This window comes from Nocardiopsis sp. SBT366 (assembly GCF_001083815.1).
Taxonomy (GTDB): Bacteria; Actinomycetota; Actinomycetes; order Streptosporangiales; family Streptosporangiaceae; genus Nocardiopsis; species Nocardiopsis prasina.
Genome location: NZ_LAVM01000015.1, coordinates 1 through 16,999 on the forward strand (window position 1 = coordinate 1; position 16,999 = coordinate 16,999).

The following is a 16,999-nucleotide window of genomic DNA, read 5'->3' on the forward strand; positions in this document are numbered from 1 at the left end:
CCCCTCCCCCGTCCAAGGGCGGCGGCCCGTGGCTGTGGATCAGCCTCGGCTGCGGCGGCCTCTTCGTCATCGGCGTGGCCCTGGTCGTGCTCCTCGTCTTTTTCCTCTCCGGCGACGGCGACAACGGCTCGGGCGAAACCTCGGGCGACACCGGCGGCAGCTCGGAGTCCGAGGGCTCCAGCGGGTCCGCCGGCGAAACCAGCACCGGCCTCGGCAGCGAGGAGCGCTCCAACCCGGACATGCCGGGGGTCGGTGAGGAGGTCAGCCACAACGGCATGGTCTTCAGCATCGTGGAGATCGAGGTCGGCGCTGAGGTCCCGGGGTACACGCCCTACGGCGAGTACGTCGTGGTGTACGTCCAGGTGAGTCCGGACGGCAACGACGACATCGAGTTCTGGCGCGACGAGCAGCACCTGTACGACTCCGGCGGCACGGCCATCCCGGAGGACTACGTCGCCACGGAGGACTTCGACGACGACTTCCGGATGGACGTCGCCGTCTCCCCGGGTGACTCCGAGACCGTGCCGATCGTCTTCGACGTCGAGGACCCCTCGGACATCTCGCACATGGGTCTGAGCGCCGAGTTCCTGGGCGGCGACGAGGTCGAGGTGGACGTCACCGGCTGACCCGCTCCCGCCGACCGAGGGCGGCCGGGCACCGAGCCCGGTCGCCCTCAGTCATGTGTGCGAAGACATGAAATCACCCGCCGCAGCACGGTGAAACCTGTCGCTTCCTCTGAATTGATTTCGCCACACAAAGGACATAGGTGAACTGTGGCCACGGGGGTGAATAAGGTTCACCCGTTTCTTTCCAAGTACCTCGGATGTCGGACGTTGACCGGCCATTCTCCTCTTACCTAAGGTGCGACCTCTACAACGCGCCGTCCCACTCGCAGACGGTCTCCCCCGAAAAGCGGGAACCGGTGTGAAAGGGCCGTACGCGGTTGTACCAGGCGTTCTGAGCCGCCCGTGTTCCGGGCGGCGCTCGAAGAGGAGCGAGGGACCATGCCGAACACCGTCCGGGCCGCACTCGTACAGACCGAGTGGACCGGTGACGCCGAATCGATGATGGCCGCCCACGAGAAGTACGCACGGGACGCCGCCGCCCAGGGAGCCGGGGTCATCGGCTTCCAGGAGGTCTTCAACGCCCCCTACTTCTGCCAGGTGCAGGAACCCGAACACCACCGCTGGGCCGAGCCCGTCCCCGACGGGCCCACCGTCACCCGGTTCAGCGCCCTGGCCAGGGAACTGAACATGGTCATGGTGCTGCCGGTCTTCGAGGTCGAGAAGCCCGGCTTCTACTACAACACCGCCGCCGTCATCGACGCGGACGGCACGTACCTCGGCAAGTACCGCAAGCACCACATCCCGCAGGTCAAGGGCTTCTGGGAGAAGTACTACTTCCGGCCCGGCAACCTCGGCTGGCCCGTGTTCGACACGGCGGTCGGCAGGATCGGCGTGTACATCTGCTACGACCGGCACTTCCCCGAGGGGTGGCGCGCGCTCGGCCTGGCCGGGGCCCAGCTGGTCTACAACCCCTCCGCCACCAGCCGGGGCCTGTCCGCCTACCTGTGGAAACTGGAGCAGCCCGCCGCGGCCGTGGCCAACGAGTACTTCGTGGCGGCCATCAACCGGGTCGGGGTCGAGGAGTACGGCGACAACGACTTCTACGGGAGCAGCTACTTCGTGGACCCCCGCGGGCAGTTCGTCGGCGACGTCGCCTCCGACACCGACGCCGAGCTGGTCGTGCGCGACCTCGACCTCGACCTGGTCGACGAGGTACGCCAGCAGTGGGCGTTCTACCGCGACCGCAGGCCCGACGCCTACGGGCCGCTGGTGGAGGGGTAAGGCCATGACCCGAACCCTCATCAGCGGCGGCCTCGTGGTCACCGCGTCCGAGGAAGTGGAGGCGGACGTCCTCGTCGAGGACGGCAAGGTGGCCGCGCTCGCCCTGCGCGGCAGCGACCCGGCCCGCGCCTGGGCGGAGAGCGGCGCCCGGACCATCGACGCCACCGGCCACTACGTCGTCCCGGGCGGCGTGGACGGCCACACCCACATGGAGATGCCCTTCGGCGGCACCCGGTCCGCCGACACCTTCGAGACCGGCACCCGCGCCGCCGCCTGGGGCGGCACCACCACCATCGTCGACTTCGCCATCCAGCGGCCCGGCGAGTCCGTGCGCTCCGGGGTGGACGCGTGGATGGCCAAGGCCGACGGCGCCTGCGCGATCGACTACGCCTTCCACGCGATCCTGTCCGACGTCAACGAGTCCTCCCTCAAGGAGATGGACGTACTCGTCGACGAGGGCATCACCTCGTTCAAGCTGTTCATGGCCTACCCGGGCGTGTTCTACAGCGACGACGGGCAGATCCTGCGGGCCATGCAGCGCGGCGCCGCCAACGGCGCGCTCACCATGATGCACGCGGAGAACGGCATCGCCATCGACGTGCTGGTGGAGCAGGCCCTGGCCGAGGGCAGGACCGACCCCCGGTACCACGGGGAGGTGCGCAGGGCGCTGCTGGAGTCGGAGGCCACCCACCGCGCCATCCAGCTGGCCCGGGTGGCGGGGGCGCCGTTGTACGTCGTGCACGTGTCCGCCACCGAGGCCGTGGCCGAGCTGGCCCGCGCCCGCGACCTCGGCCTCAACGTGTTCGGCGAGACCTGCCCGCAGTACCTGTTCCTGTCCACGGACAACCTCGCCGAGCCCGGGTTCGAGGGCGCCAAGTACGTGTGCTCCACGCCGCTGCGCCCCAGTGAGCACCAGGAGCACCTGTGGCGGGCGCTGCGCACCAACGACCTGTCCGTGGTCTCCACCGACCACTGCCCGTTCTGCTTCGTCGGGCAGAAGGACCTGGGCGTGGGCGACTTCTCGAAGATCCCCAACGGCATGCCGGGGGTGGAGCACCGGATGGACCTGCTGCACCAGGCCGTGGTGGAGGGGCACATCAGCCGCCGCCGGTGGATCGAGCTGGCCTGCGCCACCCCGGCGCGCATGTTCGGGATGTACCCGAAGAAGGGCACGGTGGCGCCGGGCGCCGACGCCGACCTGGTGGTCTACGACCCGAACGCGGAGCAGACCCTCTCGGCCGACACCCACCACATGAACGTGGACTACTCCGCCTACGAGGGCAGGCGCGTGACGGGCCGGGCCCGCACCGTGCTCTCACGCGGCCGCGTGATCGTGGACGAGGGTTCCTACCTGGGCTCGGCCGGTGACGGCTCCTACGTGCCCCGGTCCACCTGCCAGTACCTGGTCTGAGGAGGCACACATGGACTTCGGAATCGTTCTCCAGACGGACCCGCCCGCCGACCTCCTGGTCGAGCGGATGGTCCGCGCCGAACAACACGGCTTCTCCCACGGGTGGACGTTCGACTCGGTGGTGCTCTGGCAGGAGCCCTTCGTCATCCACAGCCGCGTGCTGGACCGGACGGAGAAGATGGTGCTCGGCCCGATGGTCACCAACCCGAGCACCCGCTCGTGGGAGGTGACGGCCTCGCTGTTCGCCACCCTGAACGACATGTACGGCAACCGGACCGTCTGCGGGATCGGCCGAGGGGACTCGGCGATGCGCGTGGCGGGGCGCAAGCCCGCCACGCTGGCCCTGCTCTCCGACGCGATGCGAGCGATCCGGGACCTCGCCGAGGGCCGGGAGGTACGGGTGGACGGCACGGGGATGCGCATCCCGTGGGTGCGCGAGGGCTCCCTGCCCGTCTGGATGGGCGCCTACGGTCCCAAGGCGCTCGAACTGGCGGGCCGCGAGGCGGACGGCTTCATCCTCCAGCTCGCCGATCCCTACCTCACCGAGTGGATGGTGCGCGCCGTCCGTTCCGCCGCCGAGGCCGCGGGACGGGACCCCGGCGACGTGAAGGTGTGCGTGGCCGCGCCCGCCTACGTCACCGACGGCACGACCGAGGGGCTGGCGCACGCCCGCGAACAGTGCCGCTGGTTCGGAGGGATGGTCGGCAACCACGTGGCCGACCTCGTGGCCCGCTACGGCGAGCAGTCCGACATGGTGCCGCAGGAGCTCACCGACTACGTGAAGACCCGGCAGGGCTACGACTACAGCCATCACGGTCGGGTGGACAACCCGGACACCGACTTCGTGCCCGACACCATCGTGGACCGGTTCTGCCTGGTGGGACCGGTGTCCGAGCACGTGGAGAAGCTGGAGCGGCTGCGTGCCCTGGGCGTGGACCAGTTCGCGGTCTACGCCATGCACGACGACGTGGACGGGGTGATCGACACCTACGGCCGGGAGGTCATCCCGGCACTGTCCGGGGAAGTCGTGGCCTGACACCGATCCCCGCCCGCGCGGGCCGTTCCCCCACGGTCCGCGCGGCGTCAGCAAGACACGGATGACGTGCGAAGATATTCGATGGCCTGGATCAGATCCGGATATTTCGGGTGTGCCCCGGGGTCCCGCCACAGGCCGCACACGCTCGGGCCCAGCGCCGCGCCCGCGCACCCGCTCCCCGTCAGCACCACGAAACACAGGTGTCCCGTGTCCCACCCACCGTCCACGCCAGAGTCAACGTCCCAGGTCGTCCACCCCGACGGCCGCGTGTCGATGCCCGAGGGCACCACGCTCCCCGACGGCCCGTTCGTCAACGACGACCTCCAGCCCGTCCCCATGTCCAAGCGGACCTGGGGCACCGGGAGCTTCACCGCCCTGTGGGTGAGCATGTCCGTGAGCATCCCGGCGTGGACGCTGGCCAGCGGGCTGATCGCCGCGGGGATGGACTGGCGCCAGGCCATGGTCACGATCGTCCTGGGCAACCTCGTGGTGCTGCTGCCGATGGTGCTGACCGGCCACGCGGGCGCGAAGTACGGCATCCCCTTCCCGGTGTTCGCGCGGTCCTCCTTCGGGCTGCGCGGCGCGAACCTGCCCGCCCTCCTGCGCGGCGCGGTGGCCTGCGGGTGGTTCGGCATCCAGACGTGGGTCGGCGGTCAGGGCGTGTACGTCCTGGCCGGTCGCCTGTTCGGTGACTCCTGGACCGACGCCGCCGGGTTCGGCGGCTACCCGTGGACGCTGTGGCTGTCCTTCGGCCTGTTCTGGCTGGTGCAGGTCGCCATCATCCTGTGGGGCATGGAGGGCGTGCGCAAGCTCCAGGTGTGGGCGGCGCCGCTGATGGCCGTCGGCGGTGCGGCGCTGCTCGTGTGGATGGCCGTGGAGGCCGGCGGTTTCGGCCCGATGCTGAGCACGGAGACCAGCCTCGGCTGGGGCCCGTCGTTCTGGGCGCTGTTCTTCCCCTCGCTCATGGGCGTGATCGGCTACTGGGCGACCCTGACCCTGAACATCAGCGACTTCACCCGGTTCTCCTCCTCGCAGCGCTCGCAGGTCGTGGGCCAGTCCCTGGGGCTGCCCACCACGATGACGCTGTTCTCGCTCATCGCCGTGATGGTGACCGCGGGGACCTCCGTCGTGTACGGCGCGGCGCTGTGGAACCCGATCGACGTCGTGAACCAGATGGACAGCGGGATCGGCCTGCTGTTCGCGATCTTCGTCGTGCTGCTGGCGACCGTGTCCACCAACATCGCCGCGAACCTGGTCGGCCCGGCCTACGACCTGGCCAACCTGAAGCCCAACTGGTTCAGCTTCCGGGTGGGCGCGATCACCACGTCCTTCCTGGGGGTCATGATCTTCCCGTGGAAGCTCATGGAGGACGAGAACGTCTACATCTTCGCGTGGCTGGGCACCGTCGGCAGCCTGCTCGGCGCCGTCGCGGGCATCCTGCTCGCCGACTACTGGCTGCTGCGCCGGACCCGGGTGAACCTGCCCGCGCTCTACACGCGCGGCTCCGAGTACTGGTACTCGCGCGGCTGGAACTGGCGCGCGCTGGTGGCCTTCGGTGTGGGCGCCCTGCTGGCCGTGGGCGGCGCCGACCTCCCGGTGGGCTCCGGCGGCCCGTTCATCGGCTTCCTGGCCCCGCTCGCCGACTACGGCTGGGTGGTGGCCCTGGTCAGCGCACTGCTGCTGCACTGGGGGCTGGGCCGGTTCCTCCCGGACCGCCGCCAGCGGGAGGCCGACCTCACCGCCGCGGGCCGGGCCACCGAACCCGCCGCCTGACGCCCCGCCCCGTGGGGCGACCACCGGACTGAGCGTGTCCTCGGACGAGGGCACGCTCAGTCGTTTCCACCGGAACCCGGAGACCCCGCCGCCGCGGGCCCTCTTCCCGCTCCCCGCACGACCCCGCCGCCGCAGGCCCTCTTCCCGCTCCCCGCACGACCCCGCCGCCGCAGGCCGTCCTCCCACTCTCCGCACGAGCTCGAAGGAACGAACCGGAGTCCCGCGACGGCCTCCTCATGTTCGGCTGACGCCGCTCCGCGACCGCCCGGCGCCGGAATCGTGTGTCTCGCGACACACCGGGAACGGGCCCGGGCCAGGGGCCGACCAACGGGACACAGCGTGCCGAACAGCACGGCAAGTTTCGTTGTTTTCCGTGGTCAGAGGGGGGTAACGTCGAAATCTGCGCACATCCTCCGGACATCACGGGATGTGGGGACGACGGCCAGCAGACCTCTCCAGGCACTCACGCCACCGTGTCGTCGCGGGCAACACGTCGTACTGGCGCGTAAACCCCGCTCTGCCCCCTGCCGTCATCAATGTGGAGTTCCCGCACGAACCGTGCGTGAACACCTGAAGAACGTCAGTACACCATCCGCGAAACCCTTCACCCCATCGGGGCGTCACGGTCATCCGCGACTCGGCCTGACGTGCCAGCACCGCACGTTGTTCCCCCAAGGTCGGGCACAGAGTTTCCACGAGTTCCATGGGAGACGAACTTGCCTGATATCACCACCCCGCGTCCCATCCCCGCCCCGGCCACCCGCACGGTGGCGGTCGTCCTGGCTGGCGGAAGCGGCCAACGCATCGGCCTCGCCACGCCCAAGCAGCTCCTCAAGATCGCAGGGAAGACGATCCTGGAGCACACGCTCACCATCTTCGAGAGAGCCGAGCGGGTGGACGAGGTCATCGTCATGATGAACCCCGGCTTCGTCACCGACGCCCAGAACATCGTCGACCGGGCCGGACTGACCAAGGTCACGCAGGTGATCCCCGGCGGGACCTCGCGCAACGCCACCACGCAGCTGGCCCTGGACGCGCTGTCCCACCTGCCCGCGAGCACCACCAACGTCCTGTTCCACGACGCGGTGCGGCCGATGCTCTCGCAGCGCGTCATCCAGGACTGCGTCACCGCGCTGGAGACCTTCGAGGCCGTGGACGTGGCCATCCCGTCCTCGGACACCATCATCGAGGTCGACGACGAGCTCATCACCGACGTCCCCACGAGGTCCCGGCTGCGCCGCGGGCAGACCCCGCAGGCCTTCCGGCTCGCCACCATCCGCGACGCCTACACGCGCGCCTGGGAGGACCCCGGTTTCGAGGCCACCGACGACTGCTCCGTGGTGCTGCGCTACTCGCCCGACGTGCCGATCCACGTGGTCGCGGGCGAGGAGCAGAACATGAAGGTCACCCAGCCGGTGGACATCTTCATCGCCGACAAGCTCTTCCAGCTCGCCACCTCCTCCACCCCCGAGCACACCGAGGACGACTACGCCCGCGAGCTGTCCGGCAGGACCGTGGTGGTCTTCGGCGGCAGCTACGGCATCGGCGCCGGTGTGGCGGACCTGGCCGAGAAGCACGGCGCCCGCGTCTTCCGCTACTCCCGCAGCGCCACCCGCACCAACGTCGCCAACCCCGACGATGTCGCCGGAGCCCTGGAGCAGGCCCACACGGCCACCGGTCGGGTCGACTTCGTGGTCAACACCGCCGGCGTCCTGCGCATCGGCCGCCTGGACCAGACAGATCCGGCCGAGATCGAGGACACCCTCCGCGTCAACTACCTGGCGCCGGTGAACATCGCCCGCGCCTCCTTCCCGTATCTGGCGCAGACCGGCGGACAGCTGCTGCTGTACACGTCCAGCTCCTACACCCGGGGCCGCGCCGAGTACAGCCTCTACTCCTCCACCAAGGCCGCCACGGTCAACCTCACCCAGGCCCTGGCCGACGAGTGGTCCGCCGACGGCGTGCGCATCAACTGCATCAACCCCGAGCGCACCCAGACGCCCATGCGCACCAAGGCCTTCGGCGACGAGCCCGCCGGAAGCCTCCTCAGCTCCGACCAGGTCGCCCGCACCTCCGTCGACGTCCTCCTCTCGGACCTGACCGGCCACGTCATCGACGTGCGCCGCGAGAACCCCGCCCCGGCCGGCACCCGTGAGAAGGAACGGGAAGGCGTCAAGTGAAAAACTACCTCGCCAGGCTCGGCCTGGACCGCACCGCCCTGGCGGTGCTCGGGATCATGGGTCTGACCTTCCTCCTCCAGGCGGTCGAGGTCGCCATGGCCCAGGTGTGGCTCTTCGGGGCCATGGCGCTGGTCCTGTACGTCACCGAGTGGCTGGTCTCCCAACGCGTCACCGTGCTCAGCAAGGTCCTGAGCCGCATCCGGGTCGGCCTCACCGTGCGCACACTGGCCCGCCAGGCGCTGGTTCTGGCGCTCTACGTCTCGTTGGACGCGGTCGGCACCGCTGCCTACTGGTGGACCGCCGGGACCGTGGCCGCGTTCTTCGTCCTCACCCTCGCCTACGACCTGCTCCGCCACCAGGTGTTGCGCCGGGCCAAGCTGCCGGTGAGGACCCGCAACCTTGACCTGTCCGGGCTCAGCCTGCCCGAGGTCCCCGGCCTGCTGCGCGCGGTGCCCATGAGCAGGCTGCTGTTGGCCGACCTCCCCCTGGTCCTGGGTTCGGTCGGCTACCTGGCGGGCGGCCCCGCCGTCCTGGCCCAGACCGGCGCCGCCCTCACGATCCTGCTGGCGCTGGGCGCGGTCCTGTTCGCCGCCCCCGCGTTCCTGGCCCACATGAGGATGCCCTCCAACGAGGAGGTCATCGAGGGGCTCAACCAGGCGCTGCGCGAGGTGCAGCCCGAGGTGGTCCTGTACTTCACCTTCGGCGTGGGTGAGCAGAACGCCGTCTACCAGGCCAACATGTGGCTGGACGCCCTGGAGAAGGGCGACCGGCGCGCACTGGTGATCTTCCGCGAGCGCGGCAACCTGCCGCACCTGGAGCCCACCTCGCTGCCGGTGGTGTGCGTGCCGCGCGCCGACGACCTGGCCGCGCTGGACCTCTCGGCGGTGCGGGTCGCGCTCTACCCGGGCAATACCGGCAAGAACATCCACCTGATCCAGCGCGCCGAGATCAAGCACGTGTTCGTCGGCCACGGCGACAGCGACAAGCTGCCCAGCAGCAACCGCGTGAGCCGGATCTTCGACGAGATCTGGGTCGCCGGGCGCGGCGGCCGCGACCGCTACGAGCGGGTCCGGCACGCCATCGACGACCGTGACGTGGTCGAGGTGGGCCGCCCCCAGCTGGTGGCGGTGGAGGGTCACCGGCCGCCCGAGCAGCGCGTGGTGCCGACCGTCATCTACGCGCCCACCTGGGAGGGCGTGGACGACAACAACTACCTCACCTCGGCGGACACCGCCGGGCTGGAACTGGTGGAGCGGCTCGTCCGGGGGCCGGAACCGGTCCGGGTGATCTACAAACCGCACCCGCTGCTGGGACGGCGCTCTCCCGCCGCCGCGGCCGCGCACCGCCGGATCATCGAGCTGATCGGGGAGGCCAACGGCCGACTGGAGCCGGTGACGCCCGAGGCCGTGCGGGAGCTCGCCGAGCTGCGGGAGCGGATCGACGCCTTCCGGGAGAACGCCTCGGAGCAGCACCTGTCCCCCGAGGACCTGGTCGGTTACCGGGATCTACTGGACCGCTGGCACTCCGTGTACTGGACCTCGTCCGGTCCGCTGCGCCACCACGTGGTCACGGACACGCTGCCGTCGCTGTTCTCGTGCTTCAACGAGTCGGACGTGATGGTCAGCGACATCTCCAGCGTGGTCGCGGACTTCGTGGCCAGCGGCAAGCCGTACGCGATCGTGGACATGCAGGGAACCGACGACGACGAGTTCCGCCGCCAGTTCCCGTCCGCGGGCGCGGGCTACGTGCTGCGCCCCGGGCTGGCCGGGCTGGAGACCGTCCTGGCCGCCGCCCGCGAGCCGGAGGGCGACGCGCTGGCCGATCGCCGGGCGGTGCTCAAGCACTACCTGCTGGGCCCGGACGAGCCGGACTCGCTGACCCGGTTCACCATGGCGGTGAACGACCTGTACGAGCGCGCGCTGCTGGACTTCCCGGTCGGCGCGATCGCCGAACCGATCCCGGCCGACCCGTTCCGCGGCCAGGCCGGTACCCCGGTTCCCGTGGGCGACTGACCGGCCCGGACAGACTGCTCGCCCCAGACAGCACGAAAGGGCCCGCGCGATGCCGCGCGGGCCCTTCGTCGCTCCTGTGTGCGGACGTCAGGCTTCCCCCTCGGTTCGGTTGAGGGGGTCCGGCGGCCGGGGCCGGGTCAGCCGCCCAACTGGATCCGGGCCATCCGCATGATCTTGCCCAGTTCACGCTCGACCTGCTCACGAGGGCGTCCGTCGCGGACGACGAGCCGGGCGGTGAAGGGGTTGCCGTCGATCATGCGGGTGAGCTCGTAGCACACGGCCTCGCCCTCGAGGCTCCAGGAGAGCCCGTCGTCGTCGGGAGCCGTCTCCACGGAGTCGGGCCCCTCGGTGTCCGCGACGGTGGGTCCGCCGCCGGAGAGGGCCGCGCGGACCGAACCGTGCGTCCAGCCCAACGCGGACTCCAACCGGTGGACGGTGAGTTCGCGCGGAGCACTCCGGCCGCTCCGGATGTCGCGCAGCGCCTGCTCGGAAAGACCGGCGCGCGCGGCCAGCTCACCCCATCCCAGCCCCAGCGCGAGGCGGCGTTCGGACATGGCCCGGTCGAGGGCGTCGGGCGAACCACCGGGAGATCTGTCCTTGGGCATGGCCCCAACCTTAGGTCAGCGTCGTAGGGATCCGGGAGGGTCCGGTGTCACCTCCCGAGGCGGCACCGGCTGGGACCCGCCGCGAACAGGCCCTGCCTTGTCGCGGGGAACCAGCCCCTCCTTGTAACTTGGCAATACTTTGCATAAATTGGGTCTACTTTCCCCCACGACGGAGAACCCATGCATCGCTTCTGCACTACCGTCACCTGCACCCTCCCCCTCGACGGCGACGACTCCGTCTGCCCCCAGTGCGTGCGACGACTGACACTGGCACTGGACAAGGTCGTCGGGGGCCTGCCCCGGGACCTGGACCTGGCGCTGGCCCGACAGCGGCGCACCGGGCCGGGAAACCTCGGCCGTAGGAGCACCGAGACCCCACTGGCCTTCGACCCCGCGATCACCGAGGCCTCCGCCGTGCTGCAGGGCACCCTGTCGGCCTGGTGTCGGGCCATCCAGGAACCGGGGGTGCCGGGACCCACGGGAAACGATTCGTCGGCCCTGGCGTCCTGGCTCTCCCGCCACACTGGTGCGCTGCGCCGGAACGCACTCGGAACGGAGTGTGTCGACGAGGTCTGCGAGGCGGTGGAACAGGCGGAGCGCGCCGTCGACCTGCCCTCGGACAGGGTCATAGCCGGTCTGTGCCCCGACTGCGCGACCCCCTGCTACGCCAGGTCCGGGGCGACGAGCACCCGCTGCCCCGAATGCGAGACACGGGTGTCGGTCGGCGAGGGGCGACGGCGCATGCTGCTGGGGGCCGGGGAGCACCTGGTGACCGCGGCCGACGCCGCACGGGCCCTCCAGGTCCTGGGGCACCGGGTCACTCCGGCCTCCGTACGCGGCCACGCCCGGCGCGGCCGGTTGCGGCCCCGGGGCACGGGCAGTGCCGGACGCCCCCTGTACTGCCTGGGCGATGTCGTGGACGTCTACCTGTCGAGGACGTGTCCCGGCGACCGGCCGCTCAGGCGCCATCCCTGAGCCAGGACTCCAACAGGCGCAGCTCAGCGGGCTCCAGGAGCAGGGCCGCGTCCCGGAGCACCTCCTTCACGGGCAGGTCCGCCCGGACCAGGGCCACGCTGTGCGCACCGGAGCGCACCACCGCGATCGGACTGGCCGTCATGTGCGCGTAGCAGGCTCGCAGGCCCACCGAAGCACCGATTTCCACTCCCGCCATCAGACGTTCCCCTGCCTCACGAAGACCGTGCACCTCAGCCGAACACCCCGTATCGGAAAGCACAAGAGAGGCACCCAGGTTCCTCCCACGTGCCACCACCAGGAGTCCCCGGGAAAGGCGACGGCCTGTACGTTTGCCTTCCGCACCCACTTGGCCACTTTCGGTCTCGAGAACCCGGACCGCGCTCCCTTTCGCAACGGCCCCGGAACGGGAGGAAGGGGCGGGGCACCCGTTGGCGCGCCCCGCCCCGAACCACACCGCGTGCACCGGGGCCAGCGCGTAGCCCGGTGTCACCGGTGGCGTCGGCGCTCCAGCTCCGCCCGCCGTTTCTCGGCCCGCTGCTGCGCCTCGGCCAGCCGGGCGAGCTTCTCCTCCTGCGCCCTGCGCACACGGGGGTCGGCCGGGTGCGGTTGGCCTGTGGTGGCGTGCACCAGGTCGGCCTGGAGGTAGTGGGAGAGCGTCCACCCGTCACCGCCCACGGAGGTCACCGTGGCCGAGTCCGCTGGCAGGTGCCGCACCAGGACGGCCAGGCGGCGCGGGGTGAGTCCCCCGCGCCAGAGGTCGCCGAGGTCGATCCCGTAGTACCGGGCCAGATCCGCCTCCACCGCGTCAGGGGCCTCCCTGAGCAGGCGGAGGAGGCGGGCTATTCCCCCGGGCTCTGGAACCCGTAGGCGGCGGCGATCTGTTCGGCGAGCACGTTGAGGTCGGCCAGGGTCGCCCCCGTGTCCTTGAGCCTCTGCCACTGTTCCGCTCCCAGCAGGCTGCGGACGGCGGCGACGATCTTCCCCTCCTCGAACCCCTCCAGGGCTGCCAGCGGCCACTGGTCGGAGGTGGCGGGCAGCAGGTACTCGACCCCGCCCAGCGTCAGCCGCTTGGGCTCGGGGGCGGCCGTGGCCTCGTCCCTCACGGCGCGGGCCGCCGGGGAGGTGGCCGGTGTCCGTGACTGGGCCGGGGCGGCCGGGGCCTGTACGACGGTGTTCTCGGTCATGGCGCGGTTCCCTCTCGACTGATGGTGTTCGGACTACCCGCGCGGTTGTGGGTGGGGCCGGGCCGGTGAACCGCGCGAACCCCGACCCGGCCGGTCTGGTGTCAGAGAGCGCCCAGGCCCTCCCCGCCGCCTCCCCCGTCGTCGTCGCCACCGCCGTTGTCGTCCTCGGGGCGGGACGGGCCCTTGTAGGTGTAGAAGAGGGTGGCCTTGTCGTTCACGGGGTCGGTGGGGTAGATCGCCACGGTGATCTCGCGCTTGGCGATCTCGGTGGCGTTCTCGGTGGACTCCCCTCGCTCGGCCACCTGCGCGTAGTTGGCCGAGACCGTGCGCTTGAGGATGTCGCCGGTGCGGGTCTCGAAGGCGATCATGAACCTCGCCTGGAGGTCGGGGACGTTGATGTCGCCCTCGAAGGTCCCCCGCTCGCCGAACTCGACGTCGTGGCCGGGGAACATGACGTCGTAGACGGCCTTGTTGTCCTCGAAGGGCAGGAACTTGCGGGTCACCTTGAAGTTGTTGTGGGTGGAGGCGACCAGGATCCCGCCCCAGGCGTAGAGGTCCTCACTCTCGACCTCGAACGTCTCGGTGAAGCCCTCCTCCCCGTCGAGCAGGCCGACCTGCTCCCAGGAGGCGTTGAACGGGCGGCCCTCACGCGGGATCTCGCTGCCCAGCGGGGCGATGTAGACGTCCGCGTACGCCCAGACGCTGGCGTTGTCGGTACTTGCCATCGGGGATGGCTCCCTTCTGCCGGTGATCGTGTGTGTCGGATCCCGCCGGGGCGGGTCGTCATGGCCGTGTGGCCCGGCGCTGGGTGACCAGCACCGTGAAGGAGGCTCGGTGGTCGGCCAGGTCGCCCTCGTCGTCCACGACGACGCCGTCGACCGGGCGCACGGAGACCACGTCGGCGTCTCCGGGGTGTTCCAACAGGGCCGCGTGGGCCAGGCGGGCCAGTTCCTTGACGTCGTCGCGGGCGTCGGCCCAGGAGGTCACGCGGACGGCCGCCCGCTGGGTGAGGGACGGTTCGGACTCCGCCGACTCGCAGTGCACCGTCAGTGCGGGGTCCTCGCCGGGCTCCCAACCTGGTGCGGAGAGCGCCGTGACCGGTGTCCCGGACCACCGGTCCGGGAAGTCGGGCAGCCGTGCGCGCAGGTGCTCCACGACCAGGTCCTCAGCGTCCGCGAAGAGCGGGACGATCATGTTCGTCGTCTCCTGTCCGGTGGGGTTGCGGTGGCGGGTCAGACGAGGTCGCCCGGGTCGGTGACCGGGTCGGGGGAGGCGTCGTCGAGGCCGCCCGACCCGCGCAGGTCGTTGCCGTGTCGCACCAGGTTCCGGCAGGTACCGGTGACGGACAGCCCGGAGTCGCGGCTGTCCACCCCGTTCCCGGTGACGGACAGGCCGTTGGTCCGGTCGCTGGCCCGAATCCCGTACGCGGCGGCCCCTGAGATCCGGTTGCCGGAGACCCTGAGTCCCCCGCCGCCCCGAACGTGCACGCCGGTGCCGCCGACCCCGCTCAGGACGTTGGCGTCCACCACCGCGTCCTCGGTGGACTCGAGGAGGAACCCGGTACCTCCGGTTCCGCTCACGGTGTTGCCGGTGACGGTGACGTTGCGGACCGGGCCGCCGGGGTGCCCGGCGCAGCGGACCGCCGGGAGCCCTCCGGTCCCGGTGAGGACGTTGCCGGTGACCACCACGTCAGACAGGGGTCGGGGATGCCCGGTCGGGTCGCCCCCGCCCAGGCGTGCGGTGTCGTCCTCCTCGGCGTCGGCCACCGAGACCACGCTCACCCCGCCCGCGCAGTCGAGGAAGGTGTTTCCCTGCACCGTGAGCCGGTCCCACGCACAGGCGTGTACGGCCTCGGCGGAGCAGGACTCGAAGTGGCAGCCCAGGATCCGGATGTCCCCGTGGGAACGGCCGGGTGTGGCGCCGCGGGACCCGATCCCCCGGGGCCAGGGCCCGCTGCCCGGGGTCTGCGAAGCCCCGAAGGAGCAGCCCGACAACACCACGTCGGAGCAGGGGGTGTAGTCGTGGGGGCCGGACTCGTCGAACCCGGAACCCGGTCCGGACATGCCCAGCCGGACGGCCTCGGACAGGGAGCGGGCGCCCCCGGCGTCGGTGAACCCCTCGAAGCGGACGTCGAGGATCCGGGCACACCGCACCGCGTCGAGTTCCACCGCGTGGTGACCGGGGACGTCGCGGATGACCGTGTCGCGCACGGTGATCCCGAGCGCGTGACCGAACGACAGAACACTGTCGTGGGCGGGGATCCGCAGACCGTTGCCGTCCCAGACACCACCCTCCAACAGGATCCGGCCGTGGCCCGCGTGGCCGGGCGACTCCTGGCCGGGGTCACCGTTGGTGAGCAGGGTCCCCTCTCCGTCCCGCCGCACCACGGCGTCCGGAGCCAGGACGATCCGCGTGTTGGCGTGGACGCGAAGCGGCGGGGCCTGGACGGAGTAGGTACCGCCGGGGACCCACACCACTCCGCCGCCGTCCTCCCGGGCACGGTCGAGGGCCGTCTGGAGCGCCCCGGTGTCGTCGGCCCGGCCGTCACCGACCGCTCCGAGTGCCCGTACGTCCCGCACCCCGGCGGGGGCGCCCTCCTCGGGGAGGGCCATGGTCCGGCGTGCTCCCCCGCCGTCGGGACCTGCGGGGGCGGCCGCCCCCGGGACCGGTCCCCGGCGCTGGGAGGAGGTGAAGGTGGAACGGACCCTGCGGTGCAGGAGGGACCATTCCCCGGCCAGATCGGGCGGATAGCTGGGCAGGGGCATCAGGGTTCCTCCGCTCCGGGTTCGGTGTCGGGTGGTTCCTCGAAGATGAGCGTGGCGGTGTCCTCCCCCTGGCCCCGGGTGGCCGGGGTGACCTCGATTCCGATCACCCGCCAGGACCGGGAGAAGGAGGGGCTCCCCCTGACGAGGGGGAACCAGTCGTTGACCAGGGTCAGCCGCGCCTTGTCCCCCAGCCGGTCGGGGGTGAGGGTGGTGCGATCGGGCAGACGCACGGTGACCTGGGGGAACCGCACCGAACCCGAGGAGCGGGCGGCCCACCAGCGGGCGTGCTCGTCCAGGGCGGCGGGACTGGTGACCCCGGGGACGTCCACGGTGCGGTCCATCAGGGGCCAGCCCGCGCCCTCGAACCGGGGGTCGGACCAGGTCCGGGAGAGAACGGGCTCGGCCTCCTCCTCGGGGGCGGCGTCCGGTGCGTCGCCCCGCGCCCGCCACGAGGTGGCGGCTCCCGAGGCGTCCGCCGGATAGCTCCAGGCCACGACGTTGCCCGGTTGGGTGAAGACGTGCTCGGTCCGGTCCTGGCCCATCTGGTCCTGGACCACGAACTCCCGGACGCGCTCGCCCGCGCGCACCACGGTGCGCACCATCCACTCGGGACCGTCGACGCGAGAGGAGAGATCCTCCAGCGCCTCCCCGAAGGACACGGCGTCCGAGGCCCGGTAGGTGATGGACCGGGGTTCGGCGGCGGCCCCGTCCACGTGGCCGCGCTCCTCCGGAATCTCCGGGTCCGGTGGCTCGCCCGGAGTGACCGGCACGAGTCCGATCGGCCGGGGCTCCTCCATGCGCCGCACGAGCTCGCGGGCCAGCCACCGCTGGTCGGCGCCCGCCAGGGTGAGGTCGGTGCGGATCTGACGGTGGTAGAGGTAGCTCTCCAGGGAGGCCCCGGACAGGTCGACGGTGACCCGGCCCCGGTTGTCGCTCTTGGGCTCGGCCGACCAGATCAGATAGGTGCCCCAGATCTGGTCGCCGCGCCACACGTGGACGACGGTGCGGCCGGGGCCCCGCCCGAGGTCGACTTCGCTGCGACCCACCACCCGGGCGACGCGTTCGGCGGTCTCGGGGCCGGTGACCGCGACCGAGCCGCTGAACGTCCCCGGCTGGCAGATCCGCCGGTCGAAGCTCACGCCGGTCAGGTCGAGGTCGGCGATGGGCCTGTCGGTGACCAGGTCGCAGAACTGGTAGCGGTAGAAGGCCAT

Annotated in this window: 16 protein-coding genes; 8 read left to right on the plus strand and 8 right to left on the minus strand. The window is 71.0% G+C overall.

The features are described from left to right. The 7 genes from ADX84_RS26265 to ADX84_RS06495 form a co-directional block, all read left to right on the plus strand. Positions 1–626, plus strand: a 626-nt coding sequence (locus tag ADX84_RS26265; RefSeq protein WP_049569060.1) for a hypothetical protein, incomplete at its 5' end; no start/stop codon positions are given. A 378-nt stretch (positions 627–1,004) separates the two neighbouring features. Further along, positions 1,005–1,847 (plus strand): nitrilase-related carbon-nitrogen hydrolase, encoded by an 843-nt coding sequence (locus ADX84_RS06470; RefSeq protein WP_049569062.1) that lies wholly within the window; start codon positions 1,005–1,007, stop codon positions 1,845–1,847. Between the two features lie 4 nt (positions 1,848–1,851). Then, positions 1,852–3,258: a dihydropyrimidinase gene (hydA, locus tag ADX84_RS06475; RefSeq protein WP_049569065.1), complete on the plus strand. Its 1,407-nt coding sequence runs from the start codon at positions 1,852–1,854 to the stop codon at positions 3,256–3,258. Positions 3,259–3,268: 10 nt separating this feature from the next. Beyond that, positions 3,269–4,294: a TIGR03842 family LLM class F420-dependent oxidoreductase gene (locus tag ADX84_RS06480; protein ID WP_049569068.1), complete on the plus strand. Its 1,026-nt coding sequence runs from the start codon at positions 3,269–3,271 to the stop codon at positions 4,292–4,294. A 273-nt stretch (positions 4,295–4,567) separates the two neighbouring features. Further along, entirely contained in the window at positions 4,568–6,067 is a 1,500-nt protein-coding gene (locus tag ADX84_RS06485; protein ID WP_234003858.1) for an NCS1 family nucleobase:cation symporter-1, read from the plus strand. A 716-nt stretch (positions 6,068–6,783) separates the two neighbouring features. Beyond that, on the plus strand, positions 6,784–8,247 hold the full coding sequence (locus tag ADX84_RS06490) for a bifunctional cytidylyltransferase/SDR family oxidoreductase (protein WP_053107258.1): 1,464 nt from the start codon (positions 6,784–6,786) through the stop codon (positions 8,245–8,247). Continuing rightward, positions 8,244–10,259 (plus strand): glycerophosphotransferase, encoded by a 2,016-nt coding sequence (locus ADX84_RS06495; protein ID WP_049569075.1) that lies wholly within the window; start codon positions 8,244–8,246, stop codon positions 10,257–10,259. The genes ADX84_RS06490 and ADX84_RS06495 overlap by 4 nt, the downstream gene beginning before the upstream one ends. A 137-nt stretch (positions 10,260–10,396) precedes the next feature. Here ADX84_RS06495 and ADX84_RS06500 read toward each other — a convergent pair whose 3' ends face one another. Next, on the minus strand, positions 10,397–10,864 hold the full coding sequence (locus ADX84_RS06500) for a helix-turn-helix transcriptional regulator (protein WP_049569078.1): 468 nt from the start codon (positions 10,862–10,864) through the stop codon (positions 10,397–10,399). A 180-nt stretch (positions 10,865–11,044) separates the two neighbouring features. Here ADX84_RS06500 and ADX84_RS06505 point away from each other — a divergent pair, with 180 nt between their 5' ends. After that, positions 11,045–11,839: a hypothetical protein gene (locus ADX84_RS06505; RefSeq protein ID WP_049569081.1), complete on the plus strand. Its 795-nt coding sequence runs from the start codon at positions 11,045–11,047 to the stop codon at positions 11,837–11,839. Here ADX84_RS06505 and ADX84_RS06510 read toward each other — a convergent pair. The 7 genes from ADX84_RS06510 to ADX84_RS06540 all read right to left on the minus strand — a co-directional run bounded on the left by ADX84_RS06510 (position 11,823) and on the right by ADX84_RS06540 (position 16,999). Further along, positions 11,823–12,035: a hypothetical protein gene (locus ADX84_RS06510; protein ID WP_049569084.1), complete on the minus strand. Its 213-nt coding sequence runs from the start codon at positions 12,033–12,035 to the stop codon at positions 11,823–11,825. The two genes, ADX84_RS06505 and ADX84_RS06510, sit on opposite strands and share 17 nt — an antisense overlap. A 290-nt stretch (positions 12,036–12,325) precedes the next feature. Then, positions 12,326–12,640: a hypothetical protein gene (locus ADX84_RS06515; RefSeq protein WP_049569087.1), complete on the minus strand. Its 315-nt coding sequence runs from the start codon at positions 12,638–12,640 to the stop codon at positions 12,326–12,328. Between the two features lie 38 nt (positions 12,641–12,678). Further along, a complete protein-coding gene (locus tag ADX84_RS06520; protein WP_049569089.1) occupies positions 12,679–13,023 on the minus strand; it encodes a hypothetical protein in 345 nt (114 codons plus the stop codon). Positions 13,024–13,124: 101 nt separating this feature from the next. Further along, positions 13,125–13,748 (minus strand): hypothetical protein, encoded by a 624-nt coding sequence (locus ADX84_RS06525; protein WP_049569091.1) that lies wholly within the window; start codon positions 13,746–13,748, stop codon positions 13,125–13,127. Between the two features lie 58 nt (positions 13,749–13,806). Continuing rightward, a complete protein-coding gene (locus ADX84_RS06530) occupies positions 13,807–14,217 on the minus strand; it encodes a hypothetical protein (RefSeq protein WP_049569093.1) in 411 nt (136 codons plus the stop codon). Positions 14,218–14,255: 38 nt separating this feature from the next. After that, the gene (locus ADX84_RS06535; RefSeq protein WP_049569096.1) at positions 14,256–15,788 is read right to left on the minus strand and encodes a right-handed parallel beta-helix repeat-containing protein; all 1,533 of its coding nucleotides are present in this window, start codon (positions 15,786–15,788) and stop codon (positions 14,256–14,258) included. After that, the gene (locus ADX84_RS06540; RefSeq protein WP_049569098.1) at positions 15,788–16,999 is read right to left on the minus strand and encodes a hypothetical protein; all 1,212 of its coding nucleotides are present in this window, start codon (positions 16,997–16,999) and stop codon (positions 15,788–15,790) included. Before ADX84_RS06540 ends, ADX84_RS06535 begins: the two co-directional genes overlap by 1 nt.